Genomic DNA, 22,422 nt, shown 5'->3' on the forward strand with positions numbered 1-22,422 from the left:
CCTCTTGTGAGAAAACAGCCCCCTTTTGTCAGCTAATTACTCACCAATGATTTTGTAAGTAGCCATGTTTTTGTTTTTGTCTGGGAACAAGTCGAATGTGATTTCTAACTTAGTTGGTTCAGTCGCAGACATTGTGATTGTGAAATTAGATTGTGGACGAGCCATTGGGTACTCGATTTGGATGAATTCATCCTTACCAGATTCTTTCTCACGGATTAACGCATCTGCAACGATACGAACAGCTTTAGGGAACTTATCAGCAGAGATATTGATTACTTTTGCTTGAGTATCTTTTACTAAGAAGTAAACAGCGTAAGCATCTCCTTCTACAGCATCAGTACCGAAAGTAACGTCAGAACCAGTTACAGAGAATTGAGAAGCAGTTGGAGCAGTTTCAACTTCTGTTAAAGGTTGTCCAATATGTTCTACTTCGTCAGCGCCAACTTTAATTACAGCTACAGAGCCTTTTAATGGTGCGCCACCTAAACTAGCTTTCTTAGTAGAGCCAACCTTAACGATTTCACGTTTTGCAACGTTTGTTTCTCCAGTTACGATTTCAGAACCTGCAACTAAAGCAATCCACTTAAGGTCGAATACTTCCATCTCAACTTTTAATGTACTCTGACGGTCAGAGTCCCATGCGATTGCGTTAGTACCTTTAGACTTTGCGAAAGTACGCTCAGAAGTCCATTCATTTGTAGAAACGTTTGCGTAGTCAGAGAATAAATCTGGTACGTTTGTAGCTTTGTCAAACAATGTGATGTTTGCACAGTCTTTAATTCCGTAAATTGCCATCTTATAGATGCACCTCTTCTTGTATTATTTTGCAATGGTTTTGTTTAACATTGCATTTGTGATTAAAGGGATTACCTTTAATTTCCGATTTTAAGTGTTTCTAGCCAGTGCTTGATATCATCTTTAACATCAAACTTCTCGCTAAGTTTGTACTGCATTGCAGTACGATAAGTGTCCATTCCAATAATACTTTTGTAAGCATTGTAGAATTGGAAGTAAGTCATCTCATCTATCTCTCTTGGAGCGATGTATGATGTCCCACCAAAGGATACATAGTTTGCTATATCTTGCAAATGAACAGCATCCTTTTCAGCCTTTCTTCTTCTACCCTTTTGTAGCTTCTCCCAGATATCTTTCTGTCTCTTGGTCATATTCTTAGGAGGCTTTTCAACCTCAATGTCCTTTCGACCTAAGACACCTTGGATAACCTTTCTTAGATTTTCAAACTCATTCTTATCAATAAGATAAGATTTGTTTACAACGATTTTCTGTCTCTTTTCAAGGACTTTAATATCATCTGCTCTAAGGAAATAGGACAGGCTGTGTTTTAACACTTCTAATGCACCTTCACTATTGAAAACTGCCTTGTCTAGAATGGTAGTACCTTCGTCTCCTTTTAAGAAGAACAGTTCGAAGATACTCCATTTTCTAACAAGTTCTTCCTCATTGTCAGCGCCAGTGAAGACAGCATCTGTCGTAAGGATATAGGGCATTATCAACGATTGGAACAAGTCCTCTCCCATATCTACAACCTCTTTCATCGAAGGTTGATAGACATATGTCTGGCTATCTTCGTCAACCAGAATTGGTCTGCCCATAAATACTCTCATTTTATCTACAGTCATCTCTTATAACCTCCAGACTAACTAAAGTCTGATACAGTAAAGCTAACTGTATATCCACCAAATTTGTTATTGTGAAACCATAATTCGTTGGCATATCGAAGTTTCAACTTACCCATGTTGCCAATATCTGTTGCACCTTCAAATAGTTTCTCGATTTCACCTAACATTAAATCTTGACGAATTCCACTGTCTGTTTTCATTAAGTCAGTGTGCGTGAAAATATAAAAATATACTTCCCCTGCTTGATAGTCGTCATAGATATTAAATCCTTCTTGGAGTCTTCTGAATCCACTAAGACCTATAGTAATAAATGATTTCTTCATTTCAACAGGGTCTGGTACAAACCTAAATGGATAAACCCTGTCATACATTAGAGACATTCTCTGGTCTTCAGATATATCCCTAAATAATGCATCTGTTTCATTAAACAGTAATAGCTTTGTGAGCGTTTCAGATTCCAAAATCTTATTCAGTATCATCATTTTATACTGAGGTATCTTTTGGATAGCAGACTCTCCACGATTCTTTACAGACTTTGTCATCTAATCACCCTCTCTTAATATGGACTAATAATTTTTACCGCCTTAGAAGCAAGTACACCATCTGCTGTTTTGCCAACGATAGTAATCTGCGAACCAACCTTTTGGAAGTTGGATACAATTCTAATAGAAATGCCTTTTGTACTTTGTTCAACAATCGTTGCTATTGCGCTATCATCCATGACAGTCCACTCAGTAACACCTTCTTCTGGCACGAGCTGACCATTTTCATAGACACTAGCTTCATATTTCACAGTAGAACCAATCTTGGCTTTATCAGAACCAGTGATAACCAACGTTTTCTCTATAGGATTTGGCTTTTCTTCCTCACCAGTAGATGGCTTTTCTCCATTAATATAGTAATCTGCAATACCAAGTTCGACATTGTCCCTAGTTGGGTCTACAAAGTCTTCCTCAAGTAAGAACTGAATCATCCCATTACGAGACATCCATTCCTTAAACATGACTTGATATACAGCTCCACTAATGAATACCCTTTGACCAAGTTTAATTGACCTCGTCTGTGGATTGTCTTGCATGTACATTAACATTTTAGCGTTTACAATCCATGAGTGATGACCAGATGTACTAAGACCAAGTGTATATAATGTATTGTTCTTGATTACAGCAGGATGACCATCGCCATCTTTTCCACTGACCTTACCATCAATCATCCACTTGATTCTTCCATTTGATGGTCTGATTTTGGTTTGCTTATGAGTTGGAACAGACTTTTCTTCATCAGAGAATATTAACCATTCTCTTTCTCGCCACTTCATAATTGAACCAACTTTTAAATTACTCTCATTCTTTACAACCATATACTTATCATCTGACAAGTCTTTATTGTTGTTTTGGTTTTGGTCATTGATTACTGCGAATTGTTTTACGCCATCAATTTCAACCTCTTCCTTTGCAAGAGTATTCTCAAACCATAATTCAAAAGACCTCGACATTTTCTTGAAATTTCTCTCATATCGAGTTCCACCTTTGGCATCCATTCGACTTCTAAATGTTGAGTAACTCACTCTTACCACCCCTCTAACGAGAAGTCTTTGTAAGTGTAAGAAACAGCGTACTCACGAATTTCATCTTTAAGCTTTTCATCAATCTTTGATATTTCTTTAAGATATCCTGTACCCTGCACAGCTTTATAGTCTCTGTCACCAATTTCTTTGCTCATTAAATCTGCATTATATAACTTAGAAGACAACCATGCCTTCTTCATCCCTAATGCTAAGATGTGCTGTTCCTGTGTAGTTAAGTCTTCATGAAACTCACCTACACCATTTTCCTCAGTGATTAATTCCAAATTCTTGGTACACTGTGGAAAGTGTAGGCTTCTAGCTTCATCAAGATAACCAAAGAGGACTTCATTCAATTCCTCGTCAGAGACAAGTTTCAATGTGTAGTCATCTATCATTCCTAGGAACTTCCTGTTAATAGACATGAAAGATGTCGCCATTGCAACACCTCCTAGATTCTTAAGTCTTCGTCAACCTCTGTCGCTTCAGCATCTTCGAAGATTTCGTCACCAACATGCTTTCTAATAACCTGCATCTTTTGGTAGTCACCAAATTCACCAAGTTTAAATAGACCTACAGCAGTTTCGATAATCTTCTTAACTAGCTTCGAATCGGAAGTTTCCATGACGTGCTTGAATTTTTGTGTATTTGATTTAAGAATGAATTCTTTAATATCAGACGAGTCTACCTGTCCACGTTTCCACTCTGGACTAAGAGCGAAATACTCATCATACTTCTTATCTAATCCAAGATAAACAAGTACATCTTCTAATTCATACTCTCCACCAACAACCTCTGTAATCAGTAAGCTGAATCCTTCTAAAATCTTTCTGTTAGAGTTTAGAATTACACGAAGGTCGCCAACAGTAATATAGTCTTCATCCCCACGACTTTCCATATCTAATGCTGTTTGCATTTTTGGATTGTCATAGACAAAGCGCCACAGCTCATTATTCACTACGATTACCTCTGTATTGCGGTCAATATTTACACGCTTTCTACGTTGAGGCTTCTCGTCTCGTTTATTTAACTCTGGACGATTATTTCTATTGTTATTTCTTCGATTTGAATGGTTATGTTTTTCCATCTTTTGCACTCTCCCACTATTTTTGCAATGGTTTTGTTTAATAAAGGAAAGAAGGAGTCGTCTAGGTACTCCTCCCCTCCCTTATATAGATTGTATCACAATGACAATGTCATTTCAATGGTTTTGTTTAAAGATTAAGCAGAAATCTTGTAGATTCCGTAGATAGCAGATTGCATTACACCTACACCAAATTGTTTTTGGATTTGGTATTCCATTTGTTGGTCGTTACGGTCGCCTGCTCCTGCTGTTTCAAGCATGTACGCTTCGCCTTCAATAAGGATTTTTACAATCTTATCTCCTTCTGGAATTACTAAAAGCATGTTGTCATCAACGAAGAACTCGTCAGTGCCAATTTTGTGAGCCTGTGGAAGTAAGTACATGTCAGTACCGCTTACAGTGTCGATGTAACCAACTTGGTTCATCTTCTCTTTCATGCCGTCTGATAAGTTAAGAGTCTTAGATACTTTACGAAGTGCTTTCTTAGTGCCGAAGATTACAGCTTTCTTACCAGATTTAGCTTCAACGTGCTGTACCATATCGAATAAAGCATCGTCAGCTAGAGTACCAGTTACACCATAAGTTGCATTTAACGCAGTGTAAGACTCAGCGATAGCTTGGTAGATTTTAGTTCCCATGAAGTGAGCGAATGACTCAGCTACACGGTTAATCATACCTGCCCAATCGATACGACCTGCAATGAACATGTCAAGCTCGTCAAAGATTTTAACTCCGTATTTCTCAGTCTCAACTGTGAAACGTTTGTTAAGTAATTTTTGACGGCGTAAATCGTTCGTTCCACCTGCAATACGTGCGATACGGAATAGAGATGGGTCATCAACTTTGAATGAGATTTGGTCACCTAATGGTACGTTTTTAACCTCTGCTAAGTTGTCAAAGTGAGTAGAGATTACTACACCTAAGTTTACATCTAAAGCTTCTTCAAGGATTGCGAATACACGATACATGTTTTCTCCACGGAAGCTCTTTAAGTTGAACTCTCCACCGCAAGCCTCGTTAATCATATTACGAATAGCATCTTCACCAGATACTTCATTAAACATTACTTGTTTGCCTTCATATACATCTTTTACAAGACGTTGTAAGTCAGTCATTTTTGCTTTCACAAATATTCACCTTTTTCTGTTTTATAGTTTATAGTATTTTTTAATGGTTTTGCTTAACACCAAGTGGTATTAAGCAGTGATACGGATAACTACCATTTTGCCTGCAATAGCATTAACTTCGATGTCAATAACATCGCCGTGTAATCCTGTAACAGCTTCAGTAGCTTTAGCAAATCCTGTTGGAGCAGGAACTACTTTGTCGCCTTTTTTAGCGCCACCAGATACAGCAGATTCAGAGATTGAGATAGTATTACCTGTCTCTAAAACATAAGCACGTCCTTCTTTTCCTGCCTTTAAAACGAAGTCTAATTCGTTTGTGCGGTCTTCATAAGTTAATGGTACAGAAGCGTGGAACACTAATCCTTTTGTTACATCTCCACTTGGAGTTGCTAAACGAGCCTCTCCATCAGCTTGTAATGCACCTAGTTCTAAGAATTGACCATTTTGTAGGTCAACGTTTGCTACGATTGATTCAATATGAGCAGTTGCTTTAATTTTGTCTAAATTAACGTAAGTTGCCATCGTATTATTTACACCCTTTCGATTTTTAAAAGTTTTTTATTTTGAGAAATAAGTTGATAAGCCACCATATTGGAAGCTATTTTCAGTGTTTGTTACTGGCACACGATTGTGTGTTTCCTCTGGTTGAGCAGAGAAATGGTTTTTCTTAAGAAGCATAAATCCAATTTCTTTCTCGATGTCATCCATGGAGAAGTTAGTTAGATTGTCCTTAATAGTCTGGAACTCTTCTTTCGATAGAGAAGCAGAGTATTGTGATAACTTTTGTTCTTTCTCAGCTAGTTCAATATTAGACTTGAACTCTCGTAAGCTAGTTACTTCTGTTTCAAGAGCTTCAAAGTTGTTGCGAGTTGCATCAATAGAATTCTTTTCAGAAGCACTTAAGAACATTGGGAATAGCTCTTCATGTTCACCAATAGAAACAGCGTTTTCATGTTTCACATAGTTTACTTTGAAGTATTTTCCACTATCAGCATCTTCAACGATTGCATGGTTATCATAAACCTTAGAAACCCACATCCAAGAATCTTGGAAATCATTGTGAGAACTTAAAGCATTGTAGATTCCACTGCGAATGTCATCGTGAGAAAGTTCGAATGTACGAGAGAATTTTTTAGGCTTTTTCTTGCCTTTTTCCTCATCTTCGTCATCATCCTCAGTTTCTGGCTCTTCTGGGTCTTCATTAGAAGTCTCATCGTCAGTCTCTGAGTCTTTCCCTTTATCCTTGTCTTCATCCTCATCTTTCTTTGCTTTCTTAGCAAAGTCAGTCTCTGGCTCAAGAGCTACAGGTTCTGTTACCTCTAGTTCTTGAACTTGAGGTTCAGTGTTTTCTGGATTGTCTATAACTTTAGTCACTTTTTCACCTTCTTTACTTGTTGTTGTGAAATGAGCGTTAAACTCAGTTAACATTGCGCTTAATTCAGTTTGGAACTTGTCTGCGAATGAGAATTTTTCGATAGTCGAGCTAATCATTGCAGGGGTAACGCCTTCACCTAAGATACATAATCCTTCGAATTTTGCTTGTGTAAATACAAACAAGCCATGTTCATCTTGATATCCCTTAACGCTTGAATGTTGTAATTCCATAGACTGTGACTTAAAGCCACCATCCCTATCAAAGATTTCTTCAACCTCTGGGAACTTTCTCCATAGAATACCATCGGCAACGAGATATTCACGTTCAACCCCATCTTCTCCATAACGAGTCTCAAAACGAGCGTTGTTATCTTCTGGAATCACGCCATATGCATGTCCCAGATACTTAATCTTAAACTCATTGTTTTCTACCATTAAAGCTTCTTCATGACCTTTAAAATCATCATTTCCAAGTTCGTCAACTGCGATGTAGCCAAGAATTGGGACATTCGCTAGAGAAGGAATCATGGATTCAAGAATCTCTTTAGTAAAAATACAGCGATTTCTATTTTCGCCTTCGTGAGCAATGTAGATTTTGGTACGAACAAATCTGTCGTCCAGTACATTGCTCACCTGTTCAAATTTGACTGGCAGTCTTAAAATATCCTTATCCACCAGTTTCACCTCCCTTCACTATTCTGAATCTTTGATTCGAACTGTTGTGTCGGAGGGATTCTTTGATTCTGGTCTTCCTGCTTCCTCTGCCATAGGGTCACCACTAAGAGTGTTAGAGGTTTGTTTAGCAACCATAAAGTCATCAATTGACAGAACACGTTGTTCAAAGATTAACATGTTAGCAACTTCTATAGGTGTCATGCCTGTATATGCTAGATATTCTAAGCGAGAACCACCAAAAGTTAATTGGTCTTTAGCTGTCTTAATAGCCTCATCTCTATTAAAGTAAGAGATTGCTAAGAATTTAGCCTTCCAGATTCCACCCTTTTTACCAACCTTCTTCAACTCGTAGTTGTAGTAGTTAGCATACATAGGTAGAACAAAGCTGTAAAGCCATTGGCAATCTACTTGAATAGAACGCTCTAAGGCTTGTGAGCTAGAGTTGTCATCAGCGAATAGCTGACCAGAAACACCTGCTCCTTTATATAGACTATCAACAGTCTTATCTAGCAGAGCAAACTTACCATCTTTACCAGTTCCATTTAATGAGACACCTTTTGTCTCGAATGGATTTGTAATGGCTACGCTACCTGCAGGAAGCGCTCGTTTTAAAGCATTGTGATACTCTAAAACAACTGGAAGTTCCATTATTGGTCTACCCTTATCATCAGTCTGAATTTGAGAGTGAATGATTTTAGAGTTATCCAACTTATCTGTATCTTCCATTTGGTCTTTTGCATTCTCAATTTTGATTGCATCGACTATTGCGTTAGCTAATGGTGGTAACGCTACACCGCCTTGTGAAAGGACTTCTGGGTCGATTGTAAAGGCAACGCCTTTGTCAGATACTTGATACCATTTACCATCAATTAACTTGTCAGAACCACCGTTCTTGTAAGATGCGTGTGCTGACTGTATTTCTTTTGGATAGGTTAAAATTGCGGTATCTGAAATTTTCGTTATATCCATTTGGAAGCGATGAACGCCATCCTCGATATAAGCAATTCGACACAGGTTAATAGGCATCTCTTGATAAGCGACACCTTTTGAATCTTCCAACTTGTATTGGAATGTGATTCCCTTTGTGAACATCTTCTCTGTAAATAAAGGAAGGTTGAATTTAGGATTCAGCCTGTCCATATAGATAGCTGTTTGTGCGAATGCCATCTGCATAGCCTGTGGGTCTTCTGCAAATGCAATAGGGTTTTCCATAACAGGATAAACGAGATGGTCGTATGTTAAGATTGAACTTAAATACTTAATGATACGCTTATACATACCATTGACCTGCTTCATTCCACTTGACAAGCCTGCAACCTGCGATGCACTCTTGGCAGGGTCTTGAAGCATCTGTTTTAAACGAGATTCGTTAATACCCCTAATGTTTCCACTAGAACCAGAGCCACTTACTGTAGCTGATGCTGATGCAAAGTTTCTATATGCATAGTCATTGTTTACATCGCTATTTCTATTACGATGTTTCTTTTGTTTCGCCACTACCTTACTTCACCGCCTTGTCTTAGAATAAGCAGAATCCCAACATCTCGTCATCATGCATGTTTGTACGAAGAATGTCTTGCTCCAATAATGTAGCTACATAGTTACCATATCCAATGGATGAATATCTATCTTTAGTGGTTGTTCCCACTTCTTCGATTTTGATATATCCACTAACAACTCTGTAAATAAGGTTTACGAGTTCGTTGGTTAATGCAGTAGCCTGTACATATGGTTTAAGCAAGTAAACCTTTTCTTCTTCTGATTTTTTCAGATAGCCTTTTGATTCAATCAAATCTTCTTTTGCTTCAATATCATTCATAAGAAGTCTGATTTTTTGTTTCTCGAATGCGCTTTTTAGACCAGTAGCAACCTTGTGGTTAATTTCTGAGTTAGCTTTGATTGAGTAGATTAGAGGAATAGCATTCTTATCCATTTTCCTATCATCCATAGTCTCATCATTGATAACTGTCCAAGCAGGATACTCTACATCTCTAGCTTTGTCGTAGAGAATTTTTGTACAAGAATCAAAGACTGCTATACCATTTCCGTTGGTATCCATAGCTACATAGTCACCTTCGAAATCATAGTATAGTTGCTTTAAGCGAATAGCCTGTAATTCTGAGTGCTGTCCAGATAAGCTTTCCATATAAACTACATCTCTTCTAAACTCGTCACCTTCTGGTAGTAGTCTCATAAGAGTGAATGCAGTTGTATCATTTTTAACAGATTTGTTAGAACCCATTAACGCTATATCCATAGAAACTATTCTTATTTCGCCTGCTTGTTTAGGCATGTTTGATAGTTTCTTACGAGTACCTTTAGCCTCAACAAAATCTCTATCCGTTGGTGGATAGAATGCTTTTGGAAGAGTTCTACACTTCTGGATATCATCCAATTTAAAGTAGGCATTTTCATTTTCGCCTACGAAGAGAGCCTCATATTCCATCGCCCAAGACATCTCGTCAAAGTCTTCTTCTGTTCTTTGCTGTTCTACACGCTTCTTAGAAAGTAGTCTATGGAAAACAGAAAGTTGCCATGGTAAAACTGCAACGAAGTAATCCTTCCCTGCGAGCATCCCATTTAGATAAGATTTAAAGGAATCCCATATCCAATGGTTTTTATACCAAGCTGAAGAAATATAAATCTCTTTATTCTCTTCTGATAGATGAGCATATTTTGGGTTTTGTAGATAAGGAGGTGTTCTGTTTACGTTAAGGAATGGCTTTAATATCTCGTCAATAGTCTTTTTTGAAATTAAACGAAACTCGTCAACTATTAATATATTTGCCCTGTAACCCCTAGCGTTATCCGATGAAGGTACGGCGGTTATCTTAGAACCATTTGTAAATAGAACATAGGTCTCGTTTGCACTAGTCTTAAACTCTGCTATCTCTCTGGCGACATTTGCCGAGTCGTTCTTGAGCTTCAATATCTTTTCAGTGATAATTAATCGAGCTTGTCCTTTTGTTCCACTAGCTAAAACAATGTTAGAACTAGGGTACAGGATTGCTCTTATAACGCAGTATAAAGCGATTAGGTAGGATTTACCTTGCCCTCTGGCGGCGATATACATAAAGAAGTTGTACTTGTTCATAGCCCAAAGTAACAGCTTCTGATAAAGGAATAAGTTAACTCCTAAGTAATCCTTGGCAAACCTGTGAGGATTTGCTCTATAAAAGGCTGTCCATATTTTGAAGCCTTGTCTTAATTTGTCTTGTGGTTGGGTTTTCTTCTTTTTAACAGCCATTAGTCTTCACCATCGAGCTTCTTGATGTCTTCGTCTTTGATTCTTCCAAAGACACGTTGCATCTGTACAATGAACCATCGTTCAACATACTTATGGATACCATCAACATCTTTAAACTCTTCCTGCTGTTCTGAGATTGGCTCTTTATCCTCAATGAGTCGAATCCATTCTCCCCAACTTGCTAATGCACCATCTTGTGATGCTGATTTAACTTGAACTGGCTTAATGTTTGCATCCTGCATCTGTGTGGATAAGGTCTTCATCATCTTTTCATATCTGTTTGAATCCCCATCTTCTTTGGCTTTGTTCGCCATCCACTGAGTTGTAGCCATGTTCTTGAAGAGTCTTTCTTGGAACGCATCTTCTGCGAATTCTCCACCCAAGGCTGTGAACTCTTCTTCAAGGAAGATATAATCTTCTAGTTCGAGGTTTCTACCCCATTTTTTAACTATGGCATCGGTTAATTCGAAGTCATCATAGTCAATGTCAACAAGTTCAGCTTTGTTAGTCTTTCCAGTGATATCGTCACTGTCCTTGAATCTTAACTCCTTATTCTGTTTAAGCGAGTTTAAGTTCTTCAAGTATGTTCCTATTGTTTCTGTATTGGCTTCGTTAGCCATCCTCCAGAATTCCTTGAGATAAGGAATATCCATTGTTCGTAGAAAATCATACAGTGTGTTCATGTCATCAAGATTGACATTCTCCCTTACACACTTTTTACAGAATCCAAATCTCTCATTAATCAATGAGTTTCTATGAGAATAGAAGCTAGATACCGCATAGTCATTACCGCATTTCAAACAGGTTTTCTTTTCTGATGTCGTTTTCGCCATCGTATCACCCCTTAAATGAAACACGTTAAAAGGAAGGGTTGTCGCCCTTCCTGCAGTTGTTATTTATTGATAATTTCAACCAATGACTGATAAATATCAGTTGGTCGTGTAAGTTCTATTACTTTAAGGCAGTCGCCTTTTTTCAAAAATTTCTCTCTAATTGCTTGCGGTAAGTAGTACGGTAGAATCAAGATGTCAGTTTCATGAAGTTTAATTCTTCCATCTTCTGTATAGATATTTTCAACAAAGAATGCTGAGCATTCTACACTAGAAGAGATGATAAGATATTCACCTTCTGTTTTAATAGAGACTTCCTCATAACCTGACGTATTGATATCTTTTAGCAACTCAAGCGCATCACGTCTATCTAATACAATGGTTAAATCTTGATGAGTTTCACCAAAGTTATGACCATTGAACAGGTAAGCAATGTGGTTTAGAGTGTTCTCGATAGAGTTTGATTTTACTTGATACTGTTCCATCACTTAGCACCTCTTAATAGGAATAATGAATAAGTGATATTCTTTTGCATCTCTGTATATCGTTGTAAATCAGAGATTTGCTTAATGTCTATATTTTTTGTTTGTGTAATTTCGTCAATCTTGTTCTGGATGTAAGCGAAATTATTCAATAGATTTTGTTCCATATATTCTTGCCCTCTCTCTCAAAGTTGGGTGCGAACTACAGTGCGTTAGGCTGTGTGAAGTTATAAAAACTTCACAACAAGGCAAAAAGGATTTTGCGAGATAACGAGTGCAACTAAAATAAATAACACTAACACAAAGGAGGCAATGGTGATGTGTCTTCACACACCCTGCCGCACTGTAGCAAGCTGTCATGTCTTGGTGTCCTTGGACAATCCAAGATTGGTCACTTTTGACCTGTCATTAATGGCTTCTTGAGCCAATCTTCATTCATATTAAATTGTCAAATTCTCGGAGGGCAGGTAAGCCCATAATAGTGGTGGGAAAGGCAGGATTTGAACCTGCAATGTCTCTTACGTCACGGTTTTACAGACCGCTTGCTTCACCAATTTGCATACTCGCCCATGTGGCGGTAACAAACAAGAAAAGGAATCTTCTTGTGGGATATCTTCTGTGTCAGACCATTCTTTTCCACTACTACGAATTAGCAGTGCCTTCACAGCAAGGCTCATCTAGTTACCTTTTGATGAGGTAGTAAACTGTCAAATCGAATTACACTAAGGTAAAAGGGGTATAAGGGAATCGAACCCTTGTCATCTGGTTGGAAGCCAGAGATAATAACCTCTATACGAATATCCCGTGGAGGGAGTGACCTACTCCCAAAATCAACGTATTAAAAATAAAAAGATAGTTGGAGACTATCAAAGGCGGGTGGCAGGATTCGAACCTGCGTTGCCTGCATCCCAAATGCAGTGACTGACCTCTAGCCTACACCCACATAAAGAGGCGAGCGTTATTCAACATTCCCCTCAGACATGTCATTTGAAAATGTGCAATTAAGCACTGGCGACATTGGCGTTAGCCTATGTGCCTTAGATAAGGAAAAGACAGGACTCGAACCTGCGCCACTAATAATAGTGCTAACTGTTTAGCAAACAGTCCTCTTAACCAACTTGAGTACCTTTCCATAAGCTTCGGTGGAAGGGGTCGACCCCTTCCACGCTCTAGGGTCAAAGCCTAGCGACTTTACCAATTTGTCTACACCGAAATAATGTGGCAGAGGGTGTGGGATTCGAACCCACGCAGGCTTTTACACCCCTGCTAGTTTTCAAGACTAGTCTCTTAACCGCTTGAGTAACCCTCTATAAAAGCCCTATTGCTAGGGCTTGTCTAATTAAAATTATTAATCACAGCTGCCAAAGCTACCAGAGTCACATGAACCAGAATCGCTTCCAGTATCATAGATGATAATTGGTGATGGTGATGGTGAACTTGGTCGTGGTCTACGTTTTGTTGTCATAGTAGATATCCTCCTAGTTCTGAATCTTATCAGTTAATTGGTCGATACTAGCAAAGATTGTATCAGCTTGTTTCAATGCATTTACTACTTGACCTTGATTATTATTAATTTGTTGTACCAAATTTTGGAATTGCATAGCAATCATTGGAACTTCTTGCTGTAACATAGAAGCCATTTGAGTAAGTTGACTCTCAATGTAATCCAATTGTTGAACTGCCATATTAGCGTTTTGAATAGTTAATCTACCAGAATTCACCTGTGCATCAATCTGGTCTGCTACTCGTGCGCTCTTCATTCCTGTACCAAACATACCTAATCCATTACTTCCAAACATAGTTATTTCCTCTCTCTCACTCATATAGTTTTATTTTAAGAACTCATTAATTTTGTTTTTAAATGATACTGCTTGTGATTTCTTAGCTTCTGCTTCACGAATCACATTTTCTAATTCAGCGATTTTTGCTTGTGCTTCCTCGATAACTGCATCAACTTTCTTTTCAGACAGTTCAGCTTCTTCTAAAGCAGTAGCAAATGATGATTGTGCTGAGTCAATCCATTTTTGTGCTTTAGCAATTTCTTTCGAATGTGCTTTAGCATACTTTCCTAATAATGCCATCAAAATTGTTTTTAAGTAATTCACTTAATTCCCCACTCTCTCAGTAAAATTTATATGGCGAGGCTGATGGGATTCGAACCCACGACCTTCTGCGTGACAGGCAGACGAACACTCCGCTGTTCTACAGCCCCATGATTAAAAGGCTCAGAGTGTCGTAGGCTCTGAGCCAAGGAGGTAGGAGGTATTTCATTAACTATGAAAAAAATAATGTGTGATAAATTTGGTGGGCAATGCCCATAATATGGAGTTCTGTAGGTGGGAGTCGAACCCACATGATAAATACTTGACCCTTTCTATCCCTTTGGGATTACTCGAACCTTTCAATATCGCTGACCTTCACAGAACATAATGGCGTTCCAAGTAGGACTTGAACCTACGACCTTTCGCTTAACAGGCGACTGCTCTAACCAACTGAGCTACAGGAACAGTAGTTGAAGATGTTGGCGCATCTTCACACTTTCACTTGAAAAGGAGGATTTGCAAAGGGTTGCCGTTACCCTCTGCGCACACTTCCTATTCATCTACATCCGTCAATGTAGATATAAGGTAAATCAACGAACAATATATTTTGTTAGGAGGAACAATAATATTGGGCTGTGCTTGGATTTGAACCAAGATAAGGGATGCCTCCCTTGCATTTTACTTATGCTACACGAACCATGTTAAAGGAGAGTTATGCGCTACACATAACTCTCTAAAAGAATAAGTCTAACTAAAAGTTAAATTAGAATTTACGAATTGTTTTTGATAAAGTTGCTGTTGCTTTACGGTGTGCAGGAACTTCAACTGGTTCACCAGTCTTAGGATTCTTCGCTGTGCGAGCTTCAACTTCTTTAGTTGTGAAATCTACGAAGCCTTTAAGTTTAACATCTTCGCCTGCTTTTAAAGCATTAACTACTACAGTTTCTAAAGCGTCAACGTGTGCTTTAACTACTTTTTGAGAAGCCTCAATTTCGTGTGTTTCCTTAAGTTCTGCTTGTACTGCAACTACTACATCTTGTTTTAACATAATATCTTTTTCCCTCTTTCTCACTCACATTTAATAAAATGTTTGTTTTAATAATTTTAATGTTTTTGTTTTAGCGCTCGAAGGTAGGAATCGAACCCACATCTGTTCGTCTCAAACGACTTATATAATTACCAGTTCACTACTGGTCGCTTTCCCAATTAAGCTACTTCGAACATGAAAAAACTAAGCTACCGTTGATAGCTTAGTTTGACTGTGTGATTGGGGAATATAATAAATTGACTAAGGAGGCAATTATTATGACTTGTAGGTAGTTTTGCAATGGTTTTGTTTAACCCCTACAATATATATAGCAGTAACTGCCTCGATAGTTGCACTTTTTTATTAATTTTTTTAAAAAGTTTTTTCGATGGTCTATAAACCCTTGTTTTTCTCTACGTAATGCTTAGACACCTTTTTGCCAATTCTTTTAATGATACGAGTCATCTTGTACTGTGGAATATCATATTCCTTAACAATGCGCTCTCTAGTATAGCCCTTTAAGAACAGGTTTAAAACCATTGATTCCTCTTCATTTAGCGTGTCGATATCAACAAGTACCTTATCTAATTCTTCTATTAAAAGACCAATATCAGATGTCATGTCTACCTTTTCATAATGAGAAATCAATGCTCCAACAACCTTTTCATCATCTAGTTCAATGGAGTTAGTTAAGGCTCTACCTTGGCTACTGCCAGTATTTCTGAATCTGATTGGCTTCTTGATAGCTTCTTTAATTAAGACTTGATTGTCAGCCATATCTTTAATCCATCTATTAACATAGATATCTACGTTTCTTCTAATCTTCTTCAAAGCTTCTCTGTCTTTTTCATCTACTATATTAGGAAGCATTTTGTCGATGCGTTCTGCTAGTCTCTTTTTATATGAATCCTGTTTCATCATATCAATACTGTCTTGCAGATTAGCAATTTCCTTAATCTCTCTAATGTCTTTAGCATAAAGCTTTTGGCTATCATCCATTCTGTAGTTCTGGTCGTTTGGGGAGAAGAACATATCTATTACCTCTACTCCCTCTTCCATACCTGCTTGCAGTGTAGATGTATTGATGTTTTGTGATTCTTTATAGTTGTTAAACTCTCGTTGAGACTTCCAGAATCGATATACAATTTTACGACTTGATTCAATATCCTTTGCATTCAGTAAGTATGTACCAAGTAATTCTAATGTTTTACATACAGCATCCTGCTCTGCCATCCATCCTTTTTGAGTTGGACTAGCATCATAGTATTCTGCAAAGTAAGTAGTTATGAAATCATGCAGACTACCATCCTCATTATTTAGTAATCCAGTAACCAGTTCTAATCTATCATCAAACTTTGTAATAGAAGCATCGTACTTCTGAAAGTCCACCAGCTTCTTTCCTTCTATTTCACTTGTAAAGTATTTCACGTTAATGCAACTCCTTTTCTCTTTTTACCTTTGCCTCGTTTGCCTTTTGGTTTATCTGGGACACTGCCTGTTCTTTCGAAGTCATCATACATTGCATCTAACTTGCCACTTAGATACAATTCATTCATTTCATCATTGCTGTAGTGTCCTAACTCTCTTTCAAATGGTGTGTAACTGCCCATACCTTTCATAGTTGCCTATCCTCTTTCTGTGTTTAGTGTTTGTGTTTTGAAATCATTATATCAACAAAACCATTAAATTGCAATGGTTTTGTTTAATAGAAGAATTAAAGAACCGTATGTAAAGGCTCTTTAATCTTCGAGTATATCATTCTCTCTCATCTCTTTTACGTACTTTTCATAGTCGCCATCTTCAACACCTGTACTACGATGGAAGTTTTCTTTCCACTTACCTTCCCTTTTCACAAATTTATCAGAACTTCTATTACCAACAAATACATCTGAACTTCTATATTCAAACACTAATTTATAAACTTGTAATGTTTGTGTCTTTAAATATTCTTCAAGCATTTGTACCATCTGTGGACTTGGAAGGTCTCTCATTGTCACACAGTTATTATAGTAGGTATAATTTATTTTAAATGCATAACATAGTTCTCTTTTAGAAAGGTTTTCTGCGATGCGTTTAATCTCGGCTCTCCTTACAATATCCTTTAGCCTTAAGTGTTCTAGTTCTAAACCCATTTGTATTCCTCCGTTTGATTAACTTGTGGATTCAGTATAACACTGTAGTAGTGTTACAGTCAATCGTAGCGTTCTTTATAAAGGAAGGAAAGCCCAAAGTCAGAAGTCCAAGGGCGCACGAACCGTGGGGCGCTCTTATCTCTCATCTTTTTACTTTCGTGTCCTCTTCTTAAATTCTCTCCTCTTTTTACAGTCCCTAATTGAGACGATAATCGTCTCAAAATGGTACTGGTAAAAATCCAATCTGAGACGATTATCGTCTCAATTTTCTCTGGCTCTGAAATCTGAGACGATAATCGTCTCAATTTGGATTTTAGTTATTCAGTTCTGATGTAATGTAGTCGATAGCATGTTGTTTATCGTCCCATCTACTATATACGTTCTTATCTTTACCTTTACCCTTCTTATATGTTTGGTGGTAAAGGATTTCATTTTCATGTAACTGTTGGACGTATTTCATAATTGTTTTGCGATTGACTCCTGTACATTCTTCAAGTGTCTCTATATTAGGAAAGCAATAGTGTGGCGATTTCTCATTTACATATATGTAAGAGACTATCTCCATGAACACTACGAACATCTTGGCTTTGTTCTTGTCATCTAGTGTCATTATCTTATAAGCTTCCTTCATATAAATCCTTGTATACTGACTAGGCTTCTCGTCATTAACTCTTACAAAGTACGTCTTTGACAACTGGATACAATCAACTACGACTGTTCCTAGAAAGTCAGCATAAACCTCAATCATCCCTGCTTCAATTAAATTGTCTACAGATTCTTTAATGGAATTCTTGTTTTTAGAGTTTAAGCTAAAGCCAACCATGCTCAAGACCACCTCTGTACTAAATGGTGCTATACCATTATATGACTTGTTGTTTGAGAAAGACATGCTTTTCAATATCATATATACAAACTTATCTTGAGTGCTATGTTGGCTTTCTTTCATGAATTCATTACATATATCTATGTAAAGATTCTTTACCTCCTTTTCCATAACACCCCTCCTGCATATTCATTGCAATGGTTTTGTTTAATAACCAGTACCAATTTGAGACGATAATCGTCTCGTTTTCCATCCTACAATACTTCATAAAAAATTGCAATGGTTTTGTTTAATGTAAAAAAATACGATTAAACGAAAACATTGCAATTCCTTCTATTATATGCGAGTTAATTTTTCGCCAAAAATCAAGCTATTTATCCACATGTGGACAAACCCTACTTGTCAAGAGTTTTCAAGTCTGCTAGAATGGATTTATACAAATTGATACGGAAATAGAGCAAACGCCCCATCCTCTCATAGTTTGGCGACCTTGAAGGATAGAGCGTTCAGTGATTAAACCCACATAGAGTGGTTGTTTTCTGTTTTCTTAATTGCTTATGAGTAAAGTTTACCATAGCATTTTTAGAAAATCAACAACTTTATGTGTATTTAGTCCTGCCTTTCCGATGAATAGGGAGGATTTTTATTATGGATAAAAAAGATTATTACAAAGATTACAATCATGAGAAGTACGCTCACTTTCGCCTAGTAAAAGTAGGAGGTTTTGATGCTCAAGATGTTGAGTCTGAGAAAGGTAAGAGAAAGAGATTCAATCCTAGAACTGAAAAAAGAATAATTCCTTTCGAAGAGATTAAGAGTTTAAAACTGGATGAGTATGGGACTCTATGTCCACAACTTGATACAGAAGACTACATTGTAATAGGCAACTATCTACTTGACTTCTGGGGAGCTGTTCTTGGTTCAGATGCAGTTCTTTTATATCAGCATTTAAAGAGATATGCATTTGGCAAAAAGGATTTCTGTTTCCCAGATTTAGAAATGATTGGCTTGAAGATGGGTAAGAGTCCTAATACAGTCAAGAAATACTTAAGTATACTAGAAGATAATCATTTTATTGCAAAATTTAATAGATATGATGTGACAGATAATAATAGAGAGGTTAGTCCATTCTTCAAGATAAGAAGGTATGTTCCATTATTGACACAAGATATGGTTAACGAGCTTCCTCCAAAGCTACAGGAGCTTCATGAGAAATTCATGGATGAATATAGCGGTCTATCGCTAACGAACGAGCTAACTGAGCAAACTGCAGTGGTTAATGAGATGACTATTGGAAAAGAGATTATAGCAAACAAGCATCAGCGTAAAAAAATACAGGCAATATTAAATGAAGAAGACAATTATCAATACATAATAAAGAATTTGGACGATGACTCTAGATACTCCACTGAATTCTTCCATGATGAACTGATTAAACATATCTCCAAACCATCCTATGAGACTTGGATTGAGAAATTACTATTTATTCCCAGGAATGGAAAGTGGATAATCGCATGTCCTAATACGTTTATACTAGAGTGGGTTCAAGGGAACTATCAAGATGTGTTTAGAGAACACCTTTCTACAGTCGAATTGTCAAAGGTTGTAAGTAGTAAATTTGAAAAAGATTCTGAGATGGAGTTCGTATTAATGGAAGAAGTAATTGAAAAAATGTTTACAAGCAGGGCTTAAATGCCTTGCTTTTTTTATCACCAAAAGCGCATATCAATGATTGATGTGTGGGTATCAATCATTGATATGCGGTAAAAAATCTGCCTATCAACCATTGATGGGCAGGGTATCAACTATTGATATGGGGTAGTATCAACCATTGATAGGCGACTTATCCACAATACCAACACGTCAATTACATATCAATGGTTGATAGGCGAAAAACACACATATCAACCATTGATACCACTCCGTATCAACCATTGATACCATAATCATTACAATCTTTTAATCATTACAATCTTTATTCTTTTAATTATTAATTAATATTATAGGATTCTCTCGTAACGGATATTAATCTCACTTTCAAAAATCACTACCAAAATTTACAGAGAGGTCAATCTCTAAAAATACCCCTCTCGACTCCATACAAGCCCATAGAGAGGTTCTATCTGGATGCTAGACTAATTATATCTGTAAAAGAACCGTCTCTGAGAAAGCTTGTACGTCCTCCAGAAGTGATACACCCCACTCCCCTACTATTATATGTAGAATTAGAACGTTTTATACATTATTAAACAAAACCATTGACATCTTAATGGTTTTGTTTTACGATTGTGTCAACGAGGAAATAGGAGGTTTTACCAATGAAATTAACTAATGAGCAAAAGGAAGCTGTGATAACAGTTGAAGGGAACGTCTCTTGTATTGCAAGTGCAGGTTCTGGAAAGACATCAAGCTTTGTAACACGAATCGCATATATGATTCAAGAAAAGAATATTGACCCATTAAACATCCTTGCAATTACATTTACCAAGAAGGCTTCAGAAGAAATGAAGAAGCGATTAGCTAAGATGATTGGAAAAGAGAAAGCTGAGAAAGTCCCAATGGGAACATTCCACTCTATCTGCTATCGATTGCTAAAGGTTCTCGACAAAGACTTTGACAAAATGAAGATTGCTCCAGACTGGTGGCGCTTTGGTCTTATCAATGACCTTTGTAAAGAAGGAAATGATAAGAATCCAAATGGTCTCAACCTTGGGATTAAAGCAGGAGAACTTGCATCATTTATCTCTTATCAAAAGAGCAATGGTATCGAACCACACCAACCTGTACTAATCAATGATGACGTTGATTATGTAGATGGAGTTTCAAGAAGCCTATTACAAGAAGCTTATGAAACATATGAGCGTGTAAAAGAAGGTTCACGTCAAATTGATTTCGATGACATGATTCTACATATGTACAAGAAGCTGAAAGAAGATGCGAGTTTCAGAGAGAAGCTTGGTAAACAGTATAAGTACATTATGGTAGACGAGTATCAAGATACAGCGATTATTATCAGAGAGATTATTCGAATGATTAACGATACTAATGTTTTTGTAGTCGGTGATTTTCGTCAGAGTATTTACAAGTTCATTAATGCAAAAGTTGAGAACATCTTAAACTTCAAAGATGACTTCAAGGATGTAAAGCTAATTGAATTAAATAAGAACTTTAGAAGCACGCAGAATATCGTTGCCCTATCCAATCAGATTATCGCTAACTCCCCTATCGAGAAGTACAAAGATTATAAACCATCTGAGTCTGTAGCGGAAGTTGGAGAAGAAGTAAAGTTTACAGCATATCAAAATGAAGACAATCAAATTGAAGGCATTGCTGATGAAGTAGAGAAGTTGCATGAGCAAGGTGTGCCATTAAAAGAGATTGCCATCCTAGTAAGAACAAATGCACAGACAGCAATTATTGAAGATATATTTGCTGAAAGAGATATTCCTTATGAAGTGAGTAAGTCCATGAGTTTCTTTGACAGAAAAGAAGTGTTAGACATTCTGAGTTATGCTCGTGTCGCTGTAGACGAAACTGACGATGCTAGTTTCAGACGAATCTATAACACTCCAAATCGATATCTTAGCAAGCGTTCTCTAGAGCAACTAGATTCATTTGCATCTGAGAAAGAGATTGCTTTAACAAGTGCTGTGAGATTCACTCCACAGAACAGCGATTGGAAGTTCAAGAGAAACATGGATTCATTAATGAGTATTATCAGTGAACTACGACATCAAGCTGAGTCCAATGTGAATGCAGGTAGAGTATTGCGTAACATTGTAAATGCGACTCGCTACAGAAACCATATCAATGAGACAACGACTACAGCATCTCAAATCGATGAGAAGCTAGATTCAGTTGAAAGACTTTGTGAGATGGGTGCTAAGTTCCCTAACATCAGAGCGTTCCTTGCTCATATCATGAAAATCAAGGAGAAGCAAAAGAAGGCAAAGGGTACTGATGCTGTACAAATCGTCACTATGCATAGTTCTAAGGGCTTAGAATGGGATGTAGTATTTGTTCCAAACTGTAATGAAGACCTTATGCCCCACCACATGAACAACGATATCGAAGAAGAGCGTAGATTGTTCTATGTAGCTTGCTCTCGTCCACGTAAGAAGCTTTATATTAGCTACTACATTTATGATGGAGAGATGGAGATTCAGAATGAAGGATTGTTTATTACAGAGTTACTTGGTGAGGATAAGACAATGGAGATGAAGAAGACATTGTTTAGAGGCATCCGTGAAGTACATACGTACTATCCATTTAAATAATCATTAAACAAAACCATTGCAATATTAAACAAGCTGTGTTATTATGAAGCTAGTATTTATGTAATAGCACAACTTAAAACAAAACCATTAAGATAAGG

The 22,422-nt window shown here is 37.3% G+C and carries 22 protein-coding genes and 9 tRNA genes; 2 read left to right on the forward strand and 29 right to left on the reverse strand.

All coding sequences use genetic code 11. The features are described from left to right. Positions 1-36: 36 nt before the first annotated feature. From AZF08_RS07465 to AZF08_RS07595, 29 genes are all read right to left on the reverse strand, one after another. Complete coding sequence (locus tag AZF08_RS07465) at positions 37-795, reverse strand: hypothetical protein (RefSeq protein WP_033675044.1); 759 nt, start codon at positions 793-795, stop codon at positions 37-39. 77 nt (positions 796-872) lie between these two features. Beyond that, a complete protein-coding gene (locus AZF08_RS07470) occupies positions 873-1,640 on the reverse strand; it encodes a hypothetical protein (RefSeq protein ID WP_033675046.1) in 768 nt (255 codons plus the stop codon). 17 nt (positions 1,641-1,657) lie between these two features. After that, entirely contained in the window at positions 1,658-2,182 is a 525-nt protein-coding gene (locus AZF08_RS07475; RefSeq protein ID WP_033675048.1) for a hypothetical protein, read from the reverse strand. A gap of 14 nt (positions 2,183-2,196) precedes the next feature. Continuing rightward, positions 2,197-3,207, reverse strand: a complete 1,011-nt coding sequence (locus AZF08_RS07480; RefSeq protein ID WP_033675050.1) for a hypothetical protein — start codon at positions 3,205-3,207, stop codon at positions 2,197-2,199. Positions 3,208-3,209: 2 nt separating this feature from the next. Next, positions 3,210-3,644, reverse strand: a complete 435-nt coding sequence (locus AZF08_RS07485) for a hypothetical protein (RefSeq protein ID WP_033675052.1) — start codon at positions 3,642-3,644, stop codon at positions 3,210-3,212. An 11-nt stretch (positions 3,645-3,655) separates the two neighbouring features. Continuing rightward, positions 3,656-4,291, reverse strand: coding sequence for a hypothetical protein (locus AZF08_RS07490; protein ID WP_033675054.1), 636 nt, complete (start codon positions 4,289-4,291; stop codon positions 3,656-3,658). A gap of 134 nt (positions 4,292-4,425) precedes the next feature. Then, positions 4,426-5,415, reverse strand: coding sequence for a hypothetical protein (locus tag AZF08_RS07495; RefSeq protein ID WP_033675056.1), 990 nt, complete (start codon positions 5,413-5,415; stop codon positions 4,426-4,428). A 69-nt stretch (positions 5,416-5,484) separates the two neighbouring features. Next, positions 5,485-5,937 (reverse strand): hypothetical protein, encoded by a 453-nt coding sequence (locus AZF08_RS07500; protein ID WP_033675058.1) that lies wholly within the window; start codon positions 5,935-5,937, stop codon positions 5,485-5,487. 36 nt (positions 5,938-5,973) lie between these two features. Then, a complete protein-coding gene (locus tag AZF08_RS07505) occupies positions 5,974-7,464 on the reverse strand; it encodes a hypothetical protein (RefSeq protein WP_051725781.1) in 1,491 nt (496 codons plus the stop codon). An 18-nt stretch (positions 7,465-7,482) separates the two neighbouring features. Further along, positions 7,483-8,742, reverse strand: coding sequence for a hypothetical protein (locus AZF08_RS07510; RefSeq protein ID WP_235190056.1), 1,260 nt, complete (start codon positions 8,740-8,742; stop codon positions 7,483-7,485). Between the two features lie 241 nt (positions 8,743-8,983). Continuing rightward, complete coding sequence (locus AZF08_RS07515; RefSeq protein WP_033675060.1) at positions 8,984-10,711, reverse strand: terminase large subunit domain-containing protein; 1,728 nt, start codon at positions 10,709-10,711, stop codon at positions 8,984-8,986. Continuing rightward, positions 10,711-11,544, reverse strand: coding sequence for a hypothetical protein (locus AZF08_RS07520; protein WP_033675062.1), 834 nt, complete (start codon positions 11,542-11,544; stop codon positions 10,711-10,713). The genes AZF08_RS07515 and AZF08_RS07520 overlap by 1 nt, the downstream gene beginning before the upstream one ends. A 59-nt stretch (positions 11,545-11,603) precedes the next feature. Next, positions 11,604-12,026, reverse strand: a complete 423-nt coding sequence (locus tag AZF08_RS07525) for a hypothetical protein (protein ID WP_033675063.1) — start codon at positions 12,024-12,026, stop codon at positions 11,604-11,606. 479 nt (positions 12,027-12,505) lie between these two features. After that, a tRNA-Tyr gene (locus AZF08_RS07530) sits at positions 12,506-12,592 on the reverse strand. Between the two features lie 163 nt (positions 12,593-12,755). After that, positions 12,756-12,827: transfer RNA gene (locus tag AZF08_RS07535), tRNA-Gly, on the reverse strand. Positions 12,828-12,894: 67 nt separating this feature from the next. After that, a tRNA-Pro gene (locus AZF08_RS07540) sits at positions 12,895-12,966 on the reverse strand. Positions 12,967-13,067: 101 nt separating this feature from the next. After that, positions 13,068-13,155, reverse strand: a tRNA-Ser gene (locus AZF08_RS07545). A gap of 5 nt (positions 13,156-13,160) precedes the next feature. Further along, a tRNA-Gln gene (locus AZF08_RS29715) sits at positions 13,161-13,236 on the reverse strand. A 6-nt stretch (positions 13,237-13,242) separates the two neighbouring features. After that, positions 13,243-13,332 (reverse strand) — tRNA-Ser (locus AZF08_RS07550). A gap of 169 nt (positions 13,333-13,501) precedes the next feature. Beyond that, the gene (locus AZF08_RS07555; protein WP_153019491.1) at positions 13,502-13,846 is read right to left on the reverse strand and encodes a hypothetical protein; all 345 of its coding nucleotides are present in this window, start codon (positions 13,844-13,846) and stop codon (positions 13,502-13,504) included. A 6-nt stretch (positions 13,847-13,852) separates the two neighbouring features. Further along, positions 13,853-14,128: a hypothetical protein gene (locus tag AZF08_RS07560; protein ID WP_033675065.1), complete on the reverse strand. Its 276-nt coding sequence runs from the start codon at positions 14,126-14,128 to the stop codon at positions 13,853-13,855. Between the two features lie 31 nt (positions 14,129-14,159). Then, positions 14,160-14,235, reverse strand: a tRNA-Asp gene (locus AZF08_RS07565). A gap of 218 nt (positions 14,236-14,453) precedes the next feature. After that, a tRNA-Asn gene (locus AZF08_RS07570) sits at positions 14,454-14,530 on the reverse strand. 298 nt (positions 14,531-14,828) lie between these two features. Next, the gene (locus tag AZF08_RS07575) at positions 14,829-15,113 is read right to left on the reverse strand and encodes an HU family DNA-binding protein (protein WP_033675066.1); all 285 of its coding nucleotides are present in this window, start codon (positions 15,111-15,113) and stop codon (positions 14,829-14,831) included. A gap of 75 nt (positions 15,114-15,188) precedes the next feature. Continuing rightward, positions 15,189-15,286 (reverse strand) — tRNA-His (locus tag AZF08_RS29720). 199 nt (positions 15,287-15,485) lie between these two features. Then, the gene (locus tag AZF08_RS07580; protein ID WP_033675067.1) at positions 15,486-16,520 is read right to left on the reverse strand and encodes a hypothetical protein; all 1,035 of its coding nucleotides are present in this window, start codon (positions 16,518-16,520) and stop codon (positions 15,486-15,488) included. Further along, on the reverse strand, positions 16,517-16,711 hold the full coding sequence (locus AZF08_RS07585; RefSeq protein ID WP_033675068.1) for a hypothetical protein: 195 nt from the start codon (positions 16,709-16,711) through the stop codon (positions 16,517-16,519). Before AZF08_RS07585 ends, AZF08_RS07580 begins: the two co-directional genes overlap by 4 nt. A gap of 120 nt (positions 16,712-16,831) precedes the next feature. After that, positions 16,832-17,224 carry a hypothetical protein gene (locus tag AZF08_RS07590; RefSeq protein WP_033675069.1) on the reverse strand — a complete coding sequence of 131 codons (393 nt, stop codon included), beginning with the start codon at positions 17,222-17,224 and terminating at the stop codon, positions 16,832-16,834. 313 nt (positions 17,225-17,537) lie between these two features. Continuing rightward, entirely contained in the window at positions 17,538-18,047 is a 510-nt protein-coding gene (locus AZF08_RS07595) for a helix-turn-helix domain-containing protein (RefSeq protein WP_153019492.1), read from the reverse strand. 648 nt (positions 18,048-18,695) lie between these two features. Between AZF08_RS07595 and AZF08_RS07600 the strand changes: the two genes are divergently transcribed. Both AZF08_RS07600 and AZF08_RS07605 read left to right on the forward strand, forming a co-directional pair. Further along, positions 18,696-19,739 carry a DnaA N-terminal domain-containing protein gene (locus tag AZF08_RS07600; protein ID WP_033675071.1) on the forward strand — a complete coding sequence of 348 codons (1,044 nt, stop codon included), beginning with the start codon at positions 18,696-18,698 and terminating at the stop codon, positions 19,737-19,739. 626 nt (positions 19,740-20,365) lie between these two features. After that, positions 20,366-22,324 carry an ATP-dependent helicase gene (locus AZF08_RS07605; protein WP_033675072.1) on the forward strand — a complete coding sequence of 653 codons (1,959 nt, stop codon included), beginning with the start codon at positions 20,366-20,368 and terminating at the stop codon, positions 22,322-22,324. Positions 22,325-22,422: the final 98 nt, after the last annotated feature.

Origin of the sequence: Bacillus gaemokensis (assembly GCF_001590835.1) — a bacterium.
GTDB lineage: Bacteria > Bacillota > Bacilli > Bacillales > Bacillaceae_G > Bacillus_A > Bacillus_A gaemokensis.